This is a genomic window from Stenotrophomonas genospecies 3 (assembly GCF_054473855.1).
Genome location: NZ_JBTMUR010000007.1, coordinates 189,120 through 205,708, shown reverse-complemented (window position 1 = coordinate 205,708; position 16,589 = coordinate 189,120). Strand labels below are relative to the sequence as shown.

Below are 16,589 nucleotides of genomic sequence, written 5' to 3'. Positions count from 1 at the left end.
CGGGATGCGCTGGAGTGCCCGGTCAGGGTAGCGAGGGCAGGGGGAAGCGACAAGGACTTGACGGTGCGCCGATTGCGCGAATGTCGCCGGGCATGGCCCGGCGCCAGCGGAGGCGTTCACATTGCCGTGAAAGCGCCGGACGATACCCGGCAGCCGTTGTTCAAGCGATGGCTGTGATCGCGGGGGCTGGCGCTGTTTCCAGGCACTCGCGCACCGGGGCGAAGCTGCGCCGGTGCTCCACGCAGGGGCCGTGCTCGCGCAGGGCGGCCAGGTGGGCCGGGGTGCCGTAGCCCTTGTGCTGCTCGAAGCCGTACTGCGGATGGCGGGCATGCACCTCCTGCATGTAGCGGTCGCGCGAGACCTTGGCCAGTATCGAGGCGGCCATGATCGCGCGGTCGATGCCATCGCCGCCGACCAGCGCCTGCGCCGGCAGTACCAGACCCTTGGGCACCACGTTGCCATCGATGCGCGCGAAGCCGGCCACGTGGGCGACCGCTGCGACCACGTCGCGCATGCCCTGCAGGGTGGCCTGGTAGATGTTCAGACGGTCGATGGTGTCCACGTCCACCAGCACCACATGCCAGGCCAGGGCGCGCGCGATGATGCGGTCATGCAGCTGCTCGCGGCGCGCCGCGGTCAGCTGCTTGGAATCGTCCAGGCCGTTGATGCGCGGCCGTGCCGGGTCGAACACCACGGCCGCCACCGCGACCGGCCCGGCCAGCGGGCCACGACCGGCTTCGTCGACGCCGGCGACCAGGCGCTCCGGCTCGACCACCGCCGCGCCATCGAACAGGGTCAGGCTGGCCGCTGCGGCGTGGCGGCGGCTCATGCCTGGGCCTGGTCGCGCATCAGCAGCTCGCCGACGGCGTCGGCGGCACGTGCCGACGCATTGCGGCGCAGGCGCTCATGCAGGCGGGCATAGGTGTCCTGCAGGTCGGTCACCCGCTGCGGGTGGTCGAACCATTGCTGGATGGCCGCAGCCAGCTTGTCCGGCGTGCAGTCATGCTGCATCAGCTCCGGTGCCAGGTCCTGGCCGGCCAGGATGTTGGGCAGGGCGAAGCGGTCGACCTTGATCAGGCCGAATGCCTTGACCAGACGGTAGGTCAGCTCGTTGACACGGTAGCCGACCACCATCGGCCGCTTCACCAGCATCGCCTCCAGGGTCGCGGTACCGGACGCCAGCACCACCACGTCAGCCGCGATCATGGCGTTGCGCGCTTGGCCGTCGAGCACATGCGAGTACGCGACCGGCAGCGCCGAGCGCGACAGCTGCTCTTCGATCAGCCGCTTGCATGCGGGGTTGGCGGCAGGCACCACCACGTGCAGGCCGGGGATGCGCTCGGAGACCTGCCAGGCGGCTTCGAAGAAGGGTTCACCGAGGCGCGAGATTTCGCCCAGGCGGCTGCCTGGCAACACTGCCAGCACCTTGGCCGACGTCGGCAGGCCAAGCGCGGCGCGCGCTTCCTCGCGGTTGCCCTGCAGGGGGATGTCATCGGCCATCGGATGGCCAACGAAGCGTGCGTCGATGCCGTGCTTGGCATAGATCGGGGGTTCCATCGGGAACAGGCACAGCACCAGGTCAGCGCTGCTGCCGATCTTCTCGGCGCGCTTCTCGCGCCAGGCCCAGACCGAGGGGCTCACGTAATGCACGGTGCGCACGCCGCGCTGCTTCAGCCAGCGTTCGATGCCCAGGTTGAAGTCGGGCGCGTCGATGCCGATGAACGCGTCCGGTTGCCATTCCAGCGCACGCTGGCGGAACGCGGAACGCAGCTTGAGCAGGCGTGGCAGGTGGCGCAGTACTTCGGTCAGGCCCATCACCGCCAGCTCGCTGGCATCGTGCCAGGTCAGGCAGCCGGCGCTGCGCATGGCATCGCCACCGATGCCGGCGAATTCGGCATTCGGAAAGCGTGCCTTCAGCTCGCGCACCAGGCCCGCACCCAGCAGATCACCGGAGGCCTCACCGGCCACCAGTGCGATCCGCAATGGGCGCTCGCTGAGCACCCGCTGCGCGGGGACGCTGCCGGCCATCGAGGCCAGCGGAATCACGGCGGCGCCGGCCGGCGCCTGGCCGGTCGTGCTGCTCATCGCAGCAAGGGCCTCTCGGCGTGCTCGATGAAGTCCAGCATGGCCTTCACGTCATCGCTGTCGCGCGCCTGTTCGGTCAGCTGCACCTTGGCTTCGGCCAGTGGCAGGCCCGCCACGTACAGCGTGCGGTAGGCACGCTTGATGGCGGAAATGCGCTCGGCGTCGAAGCCGCGGCGCTTCAGGCCTTCGCTGTTGATGCCGCGCGGGCGGCCCAACGAATCGGTGCCGACCATGGTGAACGGCGGAACATCGCCATTGGTCAGCGCGCCCATGCCGAGGAAGGCATGCGCGCCGATCCGGCAGAACTGGTGGGCCCCGGCGAAGCCGCTGATGATCACGTAGTCACCCACGGTCACGTGGCCGGCCAGGGTGGTGTTGTTGGAGAACACGCAGAAGTTGCCGACATGGCAGTCATGCGCCACGTGCGTGTAGGCCAGCATCCAGTTGTCGTCGCCGATGGTGGTGATGCCGCCGCCGCCGCCGGTGCCACGGTTCAGCGTGACGAACTCGCGGAACACATTGCGGTCGCCGATCACCAGCTCGGTGCGCTCCCCTGCATACTTCTTGTCCTGCGGTTCGCCACCGACGGCTGCGTGGCCGATGAAGCGGTTGTCGCGGCCGATCTTCGTCGGGCCGTGGATGCTGCAGTGGGGGCCGATCACCGTGCCGGCACCGATTTCCACATCGGCACCGATCAGGGTGAACGCGCCCACCTGGACGTCATCGGCCAGGCGCGCGGCCGGATCGATGACGGCGGTCGGGTGGATCCGCGGTGCGTTGTCAGTCATTCCTGCCTCCAGTGGATCAGCCCTTGGCGCCGGCGCACATGACTTCGGCCGAGGCAACGACTTCACCGTTGACCTTGGCTTCGCCGTAGTACCAGCCCATGTTGCGGATCAGGCGCTTCATCTGCACATCCAGCATCAGCACGTCGCCGGGAACGACCTGCTTGTTGAAGCGGGCATTTTCCACCTTGACCATGTAGAACAGCTTGGACTGCGCATCGCGGCCGAGCGTGAGCTGGGTCATCACGCCACCGGCCTGCGCCAGCGCTTCGATGATCAGCACGCCGGGCATGATCGGGCGGCCCGGAAAGTGGCCCTGGAAGAACGGCTCGTTGATGCTGACGTTCTTCTGCGCAAGGATGCGCTTGGCGTCGATGTCGAGCTCAAGCACCCGGTCCACCAGCAGGAACGGGTAGCGGTGCGGGAGCAGTTCCTGGATCTGGCAGACGTCGATCGGAAGCTGCAGCGTGTCGTTCATTCTTTCTCCTTGCCAGCAGCCAGGACGCGGCGAGCCAATGCATCCAGCTGCTTGAAGCGCGCGGCGTTCTTGCGCCACGTGCGGTTGTCGGTCAACGGGGTGCCGGACGAGTACTCGCCCGGCTCATGGATGGAATTGCGAACCACCGACTTGCCGGTGATCACGACCTTGTCGCAGATCTCGAGGTGGCCGACCACGCCAACGTGGCCGCCGAGCAGGCAGTAGCGGCCGATCTTGGCGCTGCCGGCGATGCCGGTGCAGCCGGCGATGGCCGAGTGCGCACCGATCTGCACGTTGTGCGCGATCTGCACCAGGTTGTCCAGGCGCACGTCTTCGTCCAGCACGGTGTCTTCCAGCGCACCACGGTCGACGCAGGTGTTGGCGCCGATCTCGCAGTCATCGCCGATGCGCACGCCGCCGAGCTGCGGCACCTTGATCCACTTGCCGGCGTCCATGGCCAGGCCGAAGCCATCGGCGCCGAGCACGGCACCGGGATGCACACGAACCCGCTTGCCGAGCTTGACCCGGGTGACCAGGGTGACCCGCGCGATCAGCTCGCAGCCGTTGTCCAGGCTGCAGTCTTCGCCGATCACGCTGCCGGTGCCGATGATGCAGTTTTCGCCGACCACGCTGCGTGCGCCGACGGAGACGAACGGGCCGATATGCGCGCTGGCGGCGACCTGCGCGCTGGGATCGATGACGGCGCTGGGGTGGATACCGGGCGGGCGCGTCGGCGCGATGTCGAACAGCGCGGCGATCTTGGCGAAGGTGGTGTACGGGTCCTTGGCCACGAGCGCGGCGCCGGGGGCGGCCTCGGCGTCGTCGGCACGCAGGACTACCAGCGAGGCCTGGCTGTCGGCCAGTTGGGCGCGGTAGCGCGGGTTGGCGAGGAAGGTCAGCTGGCCAGGACCGGCATGGGCGAGGGTGGCCACGCCATGGATGGCGGTGGCGGGGTCGCCGTGGACCTGCAGGCCGAACTGCTCGGCGAGTTGCTGGGCGGTGTAGGTGGGAGTATTCACGGCGGGAGTTTAACGTGTGACGGCATTGCGGTCATGCGGGGCGGTCATGCAGCCAACGGCAGGGCCCCTCGCGGCCGGCAGAGCCAGTGTCATGGGCTGGGTCGGACGGGGCGGGGCTGCGGGGGGCGGCGCAAGTACGTCCATGTAGCCTTGGTCGCCGCATCCATGCGGCTCACACCCCCGCAGCCCCACCCCGTCCGACCTCCGAGGGCGTGGCGCGAGTGCCAGCCACGGAAAAACAGAAAAGATCAAAAGCAGAGCGGGCGCTTCCGGCATCCAGGCCAAACGAAAACGCCGGGCAGAGCCCGGCGCTTCGCATCCCGTCTGGTGGAGAGCCCCCCTTCGTTAAGGGGGGCGCGCCAACGGCGCGGGGGATAGGTGAAATGCGCGGGCAATTCACCGGAGGTGGATCAGTTCTGAGGAACGACGTTCCTCAGAACTGGCCACCGAACGTGAATTGCAGACGTTCGATCTTGTCATCGTCTTCCTTCTTCAGCGGGAAGGCGTAGCTGATCGAGATCGGGCCGACTGGGGCGCGCCACAGCAGGGCCACACCGGTGGACACGCGCAGTTCGTTGGCCTTGAAGTTCTTGGTGCCGTTGTAGACGTTACCGAAGTCGACGAAGGCGGACACGCGTGCCGACGGGCTGTCGAACAGGCGCGGGAAGTAGGCTTCGACCGAACCGACGGTCTTCAGCGAACCACCCAGCGGCTGGCCTTCCGGGTAGCCGTTGGTGACTTCGCGCGGGCCGAGGGTGTTGTCTTCGAAGCCGCGCACCGAGTTGGTACCGCCGGCGTAGAAGTTCTCGAAGAACGGCAGGCCGCTGGCGGTCACCGTACGGGTGGTGCCGTCCGGGTTGGTCAGCGTGCGGGTGTAGTCGTTGCCATAGGCATCGCCGTAGCCCACTTCGGCACGGGTGTTGATCACCAGCGACGGCATGATCGGCCAGTACTTGCTGATCTGGTAGTTCAGCTTGTAGTACTCGATGGTCGAACCCGGCAGCGTGGTTTCCAGGCCGATGCGCTGGTAGGTACCGCGGGTCGGCATGAAGTAGTCGTTGCGCGAGTCACGCGCCCAGCCCAGCTCGGTGCGCCAGGCATGGAACGTGCGCCTACCGACGGCGTTGATGTAGTCGATGATCGACTGCGGGGTCGAACCCTGGTAGGTGGTGATCTGGTTGCTGTCGATGCCGAACATCAGCGAGACGGTATCGGTCTCGGTGATCGGCACGCCGAACACCACCTGCGCCGAACCATTGGTGCTGTTGTACTGCGCGGTGTTGAAGTCGGAGTAGTCCAGTTCGCGCCAGGACAGGTTGTAGCCCAGCGACACGCCGTCATCGGTGAAGTACGGGTTGGTGTAGCTGAAGCCGTAGCGCTGCAGGTAGCTGCTGCGCGAGGCTTCGACCGACACGCGGTTGCCGCCGCCGAGGAAGTTGTTCTGCGACAGCTGCACCGAGGTGGTCATGCCGTAGGACTGCGAGTAGCCCAGGCCGAACACGAAGCTGCCGGACGTGGTTTCCTTGACGTTGTAGACGACGTCGACCTGGTCGTTGCTGCCGCTCACGGCCGGGGTTTCAACGTCCACCGACTCGAAGTAGCCCAGGCGCTGCAGGCGGATCTTGGAGCGGTCGATCGCGGCCTGCGAGTACCAGCTGTTCTCGAACTGGCGCATTTCGCGACGCATCACTTCGTCGGACGTACGCGTGTTGCCACGGAACAGGATGCGACGCACCGACACGCGCGGGCCGGGCACGACCTGCATGTTGATCGCCACGGTCTGCTCGGGGCGGTTGGTGGTCGGGATCGGGTTCACCTTGGCGAACGCGTAGCCGATGTTGGACAGCGAGTTGGTGATGGTGTCCGAGCTGAATTCCAGCAGCGCACGCGAGAACGTGTCGCCGGACTTCTGGATCACCATGCGCTCGACGTCCTCCTGCGGAAGGATCGTGTCGCCGCTGACCTTGATCTCGGAGATCTTGTACTGCGCACCTTCGGTCACGCCGGCGGTGAGGAACATGTCGCGCTTGTCGGGGCTGATCGACACCTGGGTCGAATCAATGCTGAAGTCGACATAGCCGCGGTCGAGGTACCAGGAATTGAGCTTTTCCAGGTCGCCGGACAGCTTTTCCTTGGAGTACTGGTCGTCACGGCGGTACCACGATGCCCAGTTGTGCTCCTTGGACTCCCAGGTCTCCAGGATGTCCTTACTCTCGAACTTCTCGGTGCCGACCAGGTTGACGTGACGGATCTTGGCCGCCTTGCCTTCCTTGATGGCGATCGCGATGTCCACGCGGTTGCGGTCCAGCGGGCTCACCGTCGGGGTGATCTCGACGTTGTACTTGCCGCGGTCGTTGTACTGGCGGCGCAGTTCCTGGGTCACGCGGTCCAGGCTCAGGCGATCGAAGGTGCCGCCCTCGGTCAGGCCGATGTCGGACAGGCCCTTGAGCAGCTGCTCGGACTTGATGTCCTTGTTGCCGGTCACGGTCAGCTTGTTGATCGCCGGGCGTTCCTTGACGGTCACCACCAGGATGCTGCCCTGGCGGTCCAGCTGCACGTCTTCGAAGAAGCCGGTCTTGTACAGGGCGCGGATGGTCTCGCCGACCTTGTTGTCGGTGACCGTCTCGCCACGCTCCACCGGCAGGTAGGTGAATACCGTGCCCGAGCTGATGCGCTGCAGGCCATCCACGCGGATGTCGCTGACAGTGAAGGGCTCGGCTGCCTGGGCCAGGGCGGGAGCGCCGGTGACGGCGGCGAGGGCGAGGGCCAGCAGGCGGCGATTGGGGAGTCGCGTCATGTCACGTCCGGTAGGAAGGTCGATTTCATTGGTGCGGGATGCCGACGCTGTAGACGGCAACAACGTGGAAAAGTTCATCGCGGGACCAGGCCGAGGATGTCGTTGTAGAACGCCAACCCCATCAGCCCGGCCAGCAACGCCAGGCCGATGTACTGGCCGGCGGCGATGGCACGCTCGCTCAGCGGGCTGCCCTTGACCAACTCGATAAGGTAATACAGCAGGTGGCCGCCGTCCAAGATCGGGATCGGCAACAGGTTGATGATGCACAGGCTGAGTGACAGCAGGGCAAGGAACTGCAGGAACCAGTCCAGGCCGCGTTTGGCCGAGATGTTGGCTACCCGGGCGATGGTGACGGGCCCGGAAACGTTCTGCAGCGAGGCTTTGCCGGTGACGATGCGGCCCATCATGCCCAGCGAATCGGCCGCCAGGCGGCCGGTTTCGCGCACGGCCACGGTGACCGCGTCGAGCGGGCCATAGCGCAGCAGGGTGTCGTAGGGAGGGCTGAACGAGGTCGGGAACTGCACGCCGATCTGCCAGATCGGCTCGCCCTTTGAATCCTTGCCCTGGCGCGGGGTGACTTCCAGCGCCAGGCGCTCGCCGCCCCGCAGGACCTCGATCATGCCCGGGCCGCCGGCGCGGCCCAGCGTCTGGATCTCGCCGATGACCTGGTCGGCGCCGTCGATGCGCTGGCCGTCGATCGCTACGATCAGATCGCCCGGCTGCAGCTGCCCGGCCACCACGGAGTCCGCGGTGAGCGACTCGACCAGCGCCGGTTGCAGCCACGACTGCCAGTACAGGCCAGCCAGGATTGGCACGCGCCGTTCATCGAAGCCGGGGGGCAGCTGCGACAGCGGCAGGCTGCGCACGCGCACCTGGTCGGCCGGGTCCAGCACTTCCAGCTTCACGTCGCGGCGGTCCATCGCGGCGGCGGTCAGCGCCATGCTGGCCTCGCCGAGGGTGACCACCGGGCGCTCGTCCACGCGCAGCACGCGGTCGCCGCTGGTCAGGCCGGCGCTGGCGGCGATGCCGCTGACACGGCCGATGGTCGGCGAATAATCCTGCTTGCCGATCACGAACATCGCCCACAGCAGCAGGATGCACAGCAGCAGGTTGGCGATCGGTCCGGCGGCGACGATGGCGATGCGCTGCCAGACGGTCTTGTGGTTGAAGGCCTGGCCGCGCTCGTGCGGGTGCACTTCGACCTCGCGCTCGTCCAGGAACTTCACATAACCGCCCAGCGGGATGGCGGCGATGGCGAACTCGGTGCCGTGCCTGTCCCGGCGGGACCACAGCGGCCGGCCGAAGCCGACCGAGAAGCGCAGGATCTTGACCCCGCACAGGCGCCCGACCCAGTAATGCCCGAACTCGTGGAACGTGACCAGCAGCCCGAGGCTGACAATCATCCACCAGACCGATCCGATGAAGTCAGTCATGCAGGCTCACAGTGGCGGGCAGGGGCGGCGTCGTCATGCTGGGCGAGGCGGTCGTTCAGGCGGCGTCGATGGCGTTCAGGGTCAGCTGGCGTGCCCGCTGGTCGGCGGACAACAGGACCTCCAGTGTATCGGCTGGCTGGGTCGGCAGTGTTGAAAGAGCGTTAGCAACCAGCTCCGGGATGGTCAGGAAACCGATCCGGCCCTGAAGAAACGCTGAAACCGCCTCTTCATTGGCAGCGTTCAGCACCGCCGGGGCGGTGCCGCCGGCCCGCATCGCCTGCCAGGCCAGGGCCAGGCAGGGGAAGGCGTCGGTGTCCGGGGCCTCGAAATCGAGCCGGCCCTGGGCCAGCAGATCCAGCCCGGATACGCCCGATTCGATGCGTTGTGGCCAGCCCAGGCCAACGGCCAGTGTGGTGCGCATGTCCGGCAGGCCCATCTGCGCCAGGGTTGAGCCGTCCACGAACTCGACCAGCGAGTGGACCAGGCTCTGCGGGTGCACCAGCACTTCGATGCGCTCACCGGGGATGCCGAACAGGTGGTGGGCCTCGATCACTTCCAGGCCCTTGTTCATCAACGTCGCCGAATCGACCGAGATCTTCGGCCCCATCGACCACTTCGGGTGGGCAACGGCCTGGGCCGGGGTGACCTGGGCCAGCTCGGCGCGGCTGCGGCCACGGAACGGGCCGCCGGAGGCGGTCAGCAGGATGCGGCGCACGCCGGCGCCATCCACGCTGGCATCGCGCGAGCGCAGGCACTGGAAGATCGCGCTGTGTTCGCTGTCGATCGGGATGATCTCGGCGCCGGCGCGTTCTGCGGTGCGGGTCAGCAGCTCACCGGCCAGCACCAGCGATTCCTTGTTGGCCAGCAGGATGCGCTTGCCCGCGGCGGCGGCGGCCAGGGTGGAAGACAGCCCGGCCGCACCGACGATGGCGGCGACCACGGTGTCGCAGGCATCGCTGGCGGCCAGCTGGTCCAGCGCGGCATGGCCGGCATGCGCCTCGGTGGCCAGTCCGGCATCGCGCAGGCCATCGCGCAGCTCAGCGAACAGCGATTCGTCGGCGATCACCGCGTGCGCGGGCCGGTGCTGGCGGCACAGTGCCAGCAACGCCTGCACCTGACGACCGGCGGCCAGCACGGTGGCCTGGTAGCGCTGCGGGTGGCGGGCGATCACGTCCAGCGTGGAGGCACCGATCGAGCCGGTGGCGCCGAATACGGCGACCCGGCGCAGGTCTGCGACAGCATTCATGGTCAGAACCCGAAGATTTCCTTGCCGAGTGCGAACACCGGCACTGCAGCCAGGACGCCGTCGACACGGTCGAGTACGCCACCATGGCCCGGAATCAGGTGGCCCGAGTCCTTGGCGCCCGCGTGGCGCTTGATCAGGCTTTCGAACAGATCACCCAGCACCGAGGCGAACACGGCCACCACCGAAGTGATCAGCAGGCCCGGCAGGTGTGTGGTATCGATGCCGGCCAGCCAGCCCAGGCCGACGGCCACGGCGACACCGGCCAGCAGGCCGCCGAACAGGCCTTCCCAGGTCTTGTTGGGGCTGATGCGCGGGGCCAGCTTGTGCTTGCCGAAGTGACGGCCGGCGAAATAGGCGCCCGAATCGGCCGCCCAGACCAGTGCCAGCGCAGCCAGCAGCCACAGGTGACCCTGCTTGCCCGGCGGATCGCCGCCCGCATGGATCAGCACCAGCGCGGCCCAGGCCGGAACGATGGCCAGCGTACCGGCCAGCATCTTCACGATGCGCGAGGGTGCCGAGGGTTGCGCGCCGAAATTGAAGAAGCGCAGCCAGACCAGCGCCGCCAGCCACCAGGCAACACCGGCCAATGTGGTGATCTGGAACAGCACCAGCGTGCTGCCATCGGCCCACACCAGCAGCACCATCAGCAGCAGGTTCAGTACCAGCAGCACGGTGCGCGCCAGGGTGTCTTCGATGCCGGCCAGCTTCAGCCACTCCCACAGGCCGATCAGCAGCACCGCAGCGGCCGTCGCTGCCAGCCATTGGGTCGGCAGCAGCAGGATCGCGGCAATGGCGACCGGCGCCATGATCAGCGCGGCAAGGACTCGGGTCTTGGTCATGGGCTGGAAGTCTCGGTGGCCAGTGCGGCGATCTGGGCGCTGGTCAGGCCGAAACGACGCTCACGGCTGCCGTAGGCGTCCAGCGCCTGCTGCAGCAGGGCGGGATCGAAGTCTGGCCACAGCGCCTCGGTGAACCACAGCTCGGTGTACGCCAGCTGCCACAGCAGGAAGTTGCTGATGCGGGTGTCGCCACCGGTGCGGATGAACAGGTCCGGTGGCGGCAGGTCGGCCAGGGCGACCTGGCTGCCCAGCAGCGATTCGTCGATCTGTTCGGGCAGCAGGCGGCCGGCGGCGACTTCAGCGGCCAGCGCGCGCGCGGCACGGGCGATGTCCTGGCGGCCACCGTAGCTGGCGGCGATCGACAGGGTCAGGGTGGTGTTGTCTGCGGTGCGCTGCTCGGCCAGCTGCATGCGGCTGACCAGCCCGGCACCGAAGCGTTCGCGCTCGCCGATGAAGCGCACGCGCACGCCACGCCGATGCAGCTCGTCCACTTCGCGGTCGAGCGCGCCGAGGAACAGCTTCATCAACGCATCGACTTCTTCCTGCGGCCGGCCCCAGTTCTCGCTGGAAAACGCGAACAGGGTCAGCGCCGGAATGCCCAGCTCAAGGCAGCGCTCGATGGTGCGGTTGACCGCACGCGCGCCGGCCCGGTGGCCGATCACGCGCGGACGACGGCGCTGCTGTGCCCAGCGCCCATTGCCATCCATGATGATGGCAATGTGGCGGGGCAGGGCGGCCGGCAACGGAGGCGGGACTGAAGGCATCGACTTCAGACCGACAGCAGTTCTTTTTCCTTGTCGGCAACGACCTTGTCGACGTCCTTGATGTTGGTGTCGGTCAACTTCTGGATGTCGTCCTCACCGCGCTTCTTCTCGTCTTCGCTGATCGCCTTGTCCTTGACCAGCTTGGCGATTTCCTTGTTCGCGTCCTGACGGATGTTGCGGATCGCGATCTTGGCGCCTTCGCCTTCCTTCTGCACCTGCTTGGCCAGCTCCTTGCGGCGCTCTTCGGTCGGCGGCGGCATGTTGATGCGGATCGCGGTGCCCAGGGTGTTCGGGGTGAACTCGGCGTTGTAGAGACCCTTTTCGATCTCCTTGATCATGCTCTTGTCGAACGGCGTGACCAGCAGCGAGTGGGCGTCGGCGTTGGAGATCGATGCGACCTGGTTCAGCGGGGTGCTGGCGTTGCCATAGGCGCTGACCGTGACGCGGTCCAGCAGGGCCGGGGTGGCGCGGCCGGTGCGGATCGAGGTGAGGGTGTGCTTCAGAGCGTCGATGCTCTTGGCCATGCGCGTCTGCGCGTTGTTCTTGATGTCGTTGAGCATCGCCCGGTCCTGGGTGTAACTGGAATCGGGCGATTATAGGCGAATACGGGACGCTGCCGGGCCTGAATCGGCCCGCAGCTCGCCTGGCGCTCAGGCTCAGGCCGGATCGCGGCCCTGGACCAGGGTGCCGATGTTCTCGCCGTTGAGGATCTTCAGCAGCTCACCGGGCTGGCCCATGTCGAATACGCGCATCGGCAGGTCGCTGTCGCGGGCCAGCGCGAAGGCGGCGGTATCCATCACTTCCAGGCCGCGGCGGATCACTTCGTCGTAGCTCAGGCTGTCGAAGCGGACCGCGTCGCTGTACTTGTTCGGGTCCTTGTCGTACACGCCATCGACCTTGGTGGCCTTCAGCAGCAGGTCGGCACCGATCTCGATCGCACGCAGCGCGGCGCCGGAGTCGGTGGTGAAGAACGGGCTGCCGACGCCGGCGGCGAAAATCACCAGGCGGCCCTTTTCCAGGTGGCGGATGGCGCGGCGGCGGATGTAGTCCTCGCACACGTCGTTGATCTTGATCGCGCTCATCACGCGGGCCTTGGCGCCCAGCTTTTCCAGGGCGTCCTGCATGGCCAGGGCGTTGATGACCGTGGCCAGCATGCCCATCTGGTCGCCGGTGACCCGGTCCATGCCGCCGGCGGCCAGGCCGGCGCCGCGGAAGATGTTGCCGCCGCCGATCACCAGCGCCACTTCGGCACCGGCCTGCTGGGCTTCGATGACCTCACGGGCCAGGCGATTGATGATCTTCGGGTCGATGCCGTAGTCCTCATCTCCCATCAGCGCCTCCCCGGACAGTTTCAGAAGGATGCGGCGATAGGCGAGCTTGGACATAGGGACCTCGGGTGCGTGGAAATCGCGGGCGATTCTACGCGCATGCGGCGTTGGGCCAAAGTGTTTTGTGCACTGCGGCGCGAAATCCTGCCGTCCGCCCCGCTCACGCGGGGCGTCCCGTTCAGCCCAGCTCGGCGCCGGCGGTGGCTGAAAGCTCGTCGTGGCCGAGGGCGCCGGGGGAGCGGGCGATCACCCGGTTGCGGCCCAGGTTCTTCGAGCGGTACAGCACATCGTCGGCTGCGCGCAGCAGGTCCTGCACGTCGGCAAAGCGTTCGTAGCCGCCCTGGGTGGCCACGCCGGCGGAGAAGGTGACGAACAGCGGGCCTCCCTCCAGCTCGGCCATCGGCGTGGCGACGATGTTGGCCAGCACACGCCGGATCACGTCCAGCGCCACCGATTCACTGGTGTTGGGCAGCAGCGCGACGAATTCCTCGCCACCGAAGCGGGCCACGGTGTCGCTGTTGCGCAGCTGGCCCTGCAGCTTGCCGGCAAAGGCGCGCAGCACCTCGTCGCCGGTCAGGTGGCCGTGGGCATCATTGATTTTCTTGAAGTCGTCCAGGTCGATGAAGGCCACCGACAGCGGCCAGCCCTGGCGCCCGGCGCGCAGGAACTCCTGTTCCAGCACCGCCTCCAGCTGGCGGCGGTTGAGCACGCCGGTCAGGGCGTCGCGGTGGGCCTGGTCGGCCAGGCGCTTGGCCCGCGCCTCGAATTCGTCGGCGCGGCGGCGTGCCTGATCGGCATCCTGCAGCTCGCGCAGGTTGCGCAGGGTGGCCAGCTCCTGCGCGTGGTCGATCAGCTCACGGACCCGCGAGGGCGAGTTCAGGCCGGCCTCGAACAGGCTGGCGATATCCGGCAGGGCATCGCTGATGCGGGTCAGCACCTGGTCGAAACGGGCGCTGTCGAGCTCCAGCCGGTCATGCACCTGGTGCAGGGCGCGTTCGCGGGCGGCATCGGCGTCTTCGTCCAGCCAGATGTCGGCGACAGCGCCGGACAGCTGTACGCAGGCCTGGAACGGCGAATCGGCAGCGTCGTCGTCCTCGCTGTGGCTGATGCTCTCCACCAGGTAGCGCGGCAGGCCCCACTGTTCGGCCACCCAAGCGCCGACATCGGCGTGGCTGCAGCCCAGTTCCTCGCGCTCGCGTGCGACCAGATCGGTATTGTCACGGGCTTCGCGCAGCAGTGGCAGGTAGCGCTCCGATTCGGCCTGGGCCAGGCACAGCACGCCCAGGTCCTGCAGCAGCCCGGCCAGCATCAGTTCCTCCAGCCGGCGCAGGCCGCGCGCCTGGCCCAGCTGGCTGGCGGCCAGGGCGCTGAGAATGCTGCGCTTCCACGCGCGCTGGCGCAGGTCGTGGTCGGCACCGCCGCCACCGGTCAGGCCCTGGGTGACGGTGAAGCCGAGGGCGAGGCTGATCGTGGCATTCAGGCCGAGCATGGTCAGCGCCTGGCCGAGGTTCTCGATGCGGCGGCGGCTGGCGTACAGCGGCGAATTGGCGATGCGCAGCATGCGAGCGCTCAGCGCCATGTCGATGGCGATGATGTCGGCGGCGGTGGCGATGTCCGCTTCCGGGTCCTGGGCCAGCTCGATGATGCGCAGGGCAATACCGGGTGGCGAGGGCAGGTTGCGGCAGAGCGCCAGGGCAGCTGTCAGCTCGGGAGGCATGTCGGGTCGTTCAATTCCATTGGGACAAGAATACCTAGGAATGCATCACAGTCCGCGATTTTCGTTCCTGCTATGTGACTGTGGATTCCCTGCGCCGAGTATCGGCTTGATTCGCGCGCAACGCAAAGGTGCCGGTTGTGCGCACCATCGGTGCGCACCCACCGATGGGGCATGGGTTCATCCCTTGGCCCATACGTAAAAAAGGAGCCGCGGTTTCCCGCGGCTCCTTCTGGTCGCTTCACAGCCGGAAGGCTGGAATCAGACCTGCATCGCCTTGGCAACTTCAGCGGCGTAGTCTTCCACCACCTTCTCGATGCCTTCGCCGACGATCAGCAGCTTGAAGCCCGCCACGTCGGCGCCAGCGGCCTTGACCACCTGCTCGACGGTGGTGTCGCCCAGCACGTAGGTCTGGCCGTACAGGGTCACGTCGCTGACGATCTTGTTGATCTTGCCGCTGATGATCTTTTCCAGGATCTCGGCCGGCTTGGCCTTGTCCTTTTCGGACATCTTGGCCAGCTCGATTTCCTTTTCCTTCTCGACGAACTCGGCCGGGACGTCCTCAGCCTTGTTGTGCGGCGGCTTCAGGGCTGCCACGTGCATGGCCAGGCCACGGGCCAGCTCGACGTCGCCGCCGACCAGGTCGACCAGCACGCCAACCTTGCCGTTGGTGTGGACGTAGGCGCCGATGGTGTTGTTGCCATCAACCTTCACCATGCGACGGATCTGGATGTTTTCACCCAGGGTCTGCACGGCGGTGGCGCGGGCTTCTTCAACGGTGCGGCCATCGGCCAGCTTGGCAGCCTTCACGGCTTCGACGTCGTTGGCGCCCGATGCCAGGGCGGCAGCGGCGACGGCATTGACGAAGGACTTGAAGTTGTCATCGTTGGCGACGAAGTCGGTTTCCGAGTTGACTTCGACCAGCACGGCCTTGCCGCCATCCTGGGCCAAGCCCAGACGGCCTTCGGCGGCCACGCGGTCAGCCTTCTTGTCGGCCTTGGCAGCGCCGGACTTGCGCATGGCTTCAGCAGCAGCGTTGATGTCGCCGTTGGCTTCGGTGAGAGCCTTCTTGCATTCCATCATGCCGGCGCCGGTGCGCTCGCGCAGTTCCTTGACCAGGGAAGCAGTGATTTCCACGGGATTACCTCACGAAAGAAAGGGGTTGGGCCGGCATGGTGGCCGGCCCGTGTGACACGGTCCTGTCACGCGCCAAAGGCTGCGCGCAGGGAGGGTGGACGCCGGGCGTCCACCCCGGGGCCTGGATCAGGCCTGGGCGTCGTCGCCCTTCTTGGCAGCCTTCTTGGCCGGAGCGCGGCGGGCCGGCTTCTCTTCGCCTTCGGCAGCAGCTTCGGCGAACTCTTCCTCACGCACCGAAGCAGCGTGCGGCGCAGCAGCCTTGCCTTCCAGCACGGCGTCGGCAGCGGCGCGGGCGTACAGCTGCACAGCGCGGATGGCGTCGTCGTTGCCCGGGATGGCGTAGTCCACCAGTTCCGGGTTGTAGTTGGTGTCGACCACGGCGATGACCGGGATGCCCAGCTTCTTGGCTTCCTTGATCGCGATGTCTTCGTGGCCGATGTCGATCACGAAGATGGCGTCCGGCAGACGGTTCATGTCCTTGATGCCGCCCAGCGAGGCTTCCAGCTTGTCGCGCTCGCGACGCAGGCCCAGCACTTCGTGCTTGACCAGCTTCTCGAAGGTGCCGTCGGTTTCACCGGCTTCCAGTTCCTTCAGGCGGGCAACCGACTGCTTGACGGTACGGAAGTTGGTCAGGGTGCCGCCCAGCCAACGCTGGTTCATGAACGGCATGCCGCAACGCTCGGCTTCTTCCTTGATGGTTTCGCGGGCGCTGCGCTTGGTGCCCAGGAACAGGACGGTGCCGCGCTTCTGGGCAACCGACGAGATGAAGTTCATCGCATCGTTGAACAGCGGGACGGTCTTTTCCAGGTTGATGATGTGGATCTTGCCGCGGGCGCCGAAGATGTACGGAGCCATCTTCGGGTTCCAGTAGCGGGTCTGGTGGCCGAAGTGGACGCCGGCTTCCAGCATCTGACGCATGGTGACCTGGGGCATTGCAATACTCCTGATATGGAACCGGCGTTTC

15 protein-coding genes are annotated in these 16,589 nt (G+C 66.9%); all 15 read right to left on the bottom strand.

Annotated features, from left to right (window positions below; all coding sequences use genetic code 11):
* Positions 1-160 precede the first annotated feature (160 nt).
* The 15 genes from ACX9OT_RS11575 to rpsB all read right to left on the bottom strand — a co-directional run bounded on the left by ACX9OT_RS11575 (position 161) and on the right by rpsB (position 16,558).
* Positions 161-829, bottom strand: coding sequence for a ribonuclease HII (locus ACX9OT_RS11575; RefSeq protein ID WP_459002162.1), 669 nt, complete (start codon positions 827-829; stop codon positions 161-163).
* A complete protein-coding gene (lpxB, locus tag ACX9OT_RS11570) occupies positions 826-2,028 on the bottom strand; it encodes a lipid-A-disaccharide synthase (protein ID WP_132811118.1) in 1,203 nt (400 codons plus the stop codon). The genes ACX9OT_RS11575 and lpxB overlap by 4 nt, the downstream gene beginning before the upstream one ends.
* A 53-nt stretch (positions 2,029-2,081) precedes the next feature.
* On the bottom strand, positions 2,082-2,873 hold the full coding sequence (gene lpxA / locus ACX9OT_RS11565) for an acyl-ACP--UDP-N-acetylglucosamine O-acyltransferase (RefSeq protein WP_032128327.1): 792 nt from the start codon (positions 2,871-2,873) through the stop codon (positions 2,082-2,084).
* Between the two features lie 16 nt (positions 2,874-2,889).
* Positions 2,890-3,348, bottom strand: coding sequence for a 3-hydroxyacyl-ACP dehydratase FabZ (gene fabZ, locus ACX9OT_RS11560; RefSeq protein WP_005408737.1), 459 nt, complete (start codon positions 3,346-3,348; stop codon positions 2,890-2,892).
* Positions 3,345-4,367, bottom strand: coding sequence for a UDP-3-O-(3-hydroxymyristoyl)glucosamine N-acyltransferase (gene lpxD / locus ACX9OT_RS11555; protein ID WP_010486339.1), 1,023 nt, complete (start codon positions 4,365-4,367; stop codon positions 3,345-3,347). Before lpxD ends, fabZ begins: the two co-directional genes overlap by 4 nt.
* A 433-nt stretch (positions 4,368-4,800) precedes the next feature.
* Positions 4,801-7,164, bottom strand: coding sequence for an outer membrane protein assembly factor BamA (gene bamA, locus ACX9OT_RS11550; RefSeq protein WP_049463624.1), 2,364 nt, complete (start codon positions 7,162-7,164; stop codon positions 4,801-4,803).
* A 74-nt stretch (positions 7,165-7,238) separates the two neighbouring features.
* On the bottom strand, positions 7,239-8,597 hold the full coding sequence (gene rseP / locus ACX9OT_RS11545) for an RIP metalloprotease RseP (protein ID WP_032127946.1): 1,359 nt from the start codon (positions 8,595-8,597) through the stop codon (positions 7,239-7,241).
* Between the two features lie 55 nt (positions 8,598-8,652).
* Positions 8,653-9,843: a 1-deoxy-D-xylulose-5-phosphate reductoisomerase gene (locus ACX9OT_RS11540; protein WP_279912328.1), complete on the bottom strand. Its 1,191-nt coding sequence runs from the start codon at positions 9,841-9,843 to the stop codon at positions 8,653-8,655.
* 2 nt (positions 9,844-9,845) lie between these two features.
* On the bottom strand, positions 9,846-10,682 hold the full coding sequence (locus ACX9OT_RS11535) for a phosphatidate cytidylyltransferase (RefSeq protein ID WP_459002158.1): 837 nt from the start codon (positions 10,680-10,682) through the stop codon (positions 9,846-9,848).
* On the bottom strand, positions 10,679-11,446 hold the full coding sequence (gene uppS, locus ACX9OT_RS11530) for a polyprenyl diphosphate synthase (RefSeq protein ID WP_032127943.1): 768 nt from the start codon (positions 11,444-11,446) through the stop codon (positions 10,679-10,681). The genes ACX9OT_RS11535 and uppS overlap by 4 nt, the downstream gene beginning before the upstream one ends.
* Before the next feature lie 5 nt (positions 11,447-11,451).
* Positions 11,452-12,006, bottom strand: a complete 555-nt coding sequence (gene frr / locus ACX9OT_RS11525; RefSeq protein WP_032127942.1) for a ribosome recycling factor — start codon at positions 12,004-12,006, stop codon at positions 11,452-11,454.
* Positions 12,007-12,102: 96 nt separating this feature from the next.
* The gene (gene pyrH / locus ACX9OT_RS11520) at positions 12,103-12,831 is read right to left on the bottom strand and encodes a UMP kinase (RefSeq protein ID WP_012510513.1); all 729 of its coding nucleotides are present in this window, start codon (positions 12,829-12,831) and stop codon (positions 12,103-12,105) included.
* A gap of 121 nt (positions 12,832-12,952) precedes the next feature.
* Positions 12,953-14,491 (bottom strand): GGDEF domain-containing protein, encoded by a 1,539-nt coding sequence (locus ACX9OT_RS11515; protein WP_049399536.1) that lies wholly within the window; start codon positions 14,489-14,491, stop codon positions 12,953-12,955.
* Positions 14,492-14,749: 258 nt separating this feature from the next.
* Entirely contained in the window at positions 14,750-15,625 is an 876-nt protein-coding gene (tsf, locus tag ACX9OT_RS11510) for a translation elongation factor Ts (protein ID WP_459002154.1), read from the bottom strand.
* A gap of 126 nt (positions 15,626-15,751) precedes the next feature.
* Positions 15,752-16,558, bottom strand: coding sequence for a 30S ribosomal protein S2 (gene rpsB / locus ACX9OT_RS11505; RefSeq protein ID WP_005408748.1), 807 nt, complete (start codon positions 16,556-16,558; stop codon positions 15,752-15,754).
* Between the last annotated feature and the right edge of the window lie 31 nt (positions 16,559-16,589).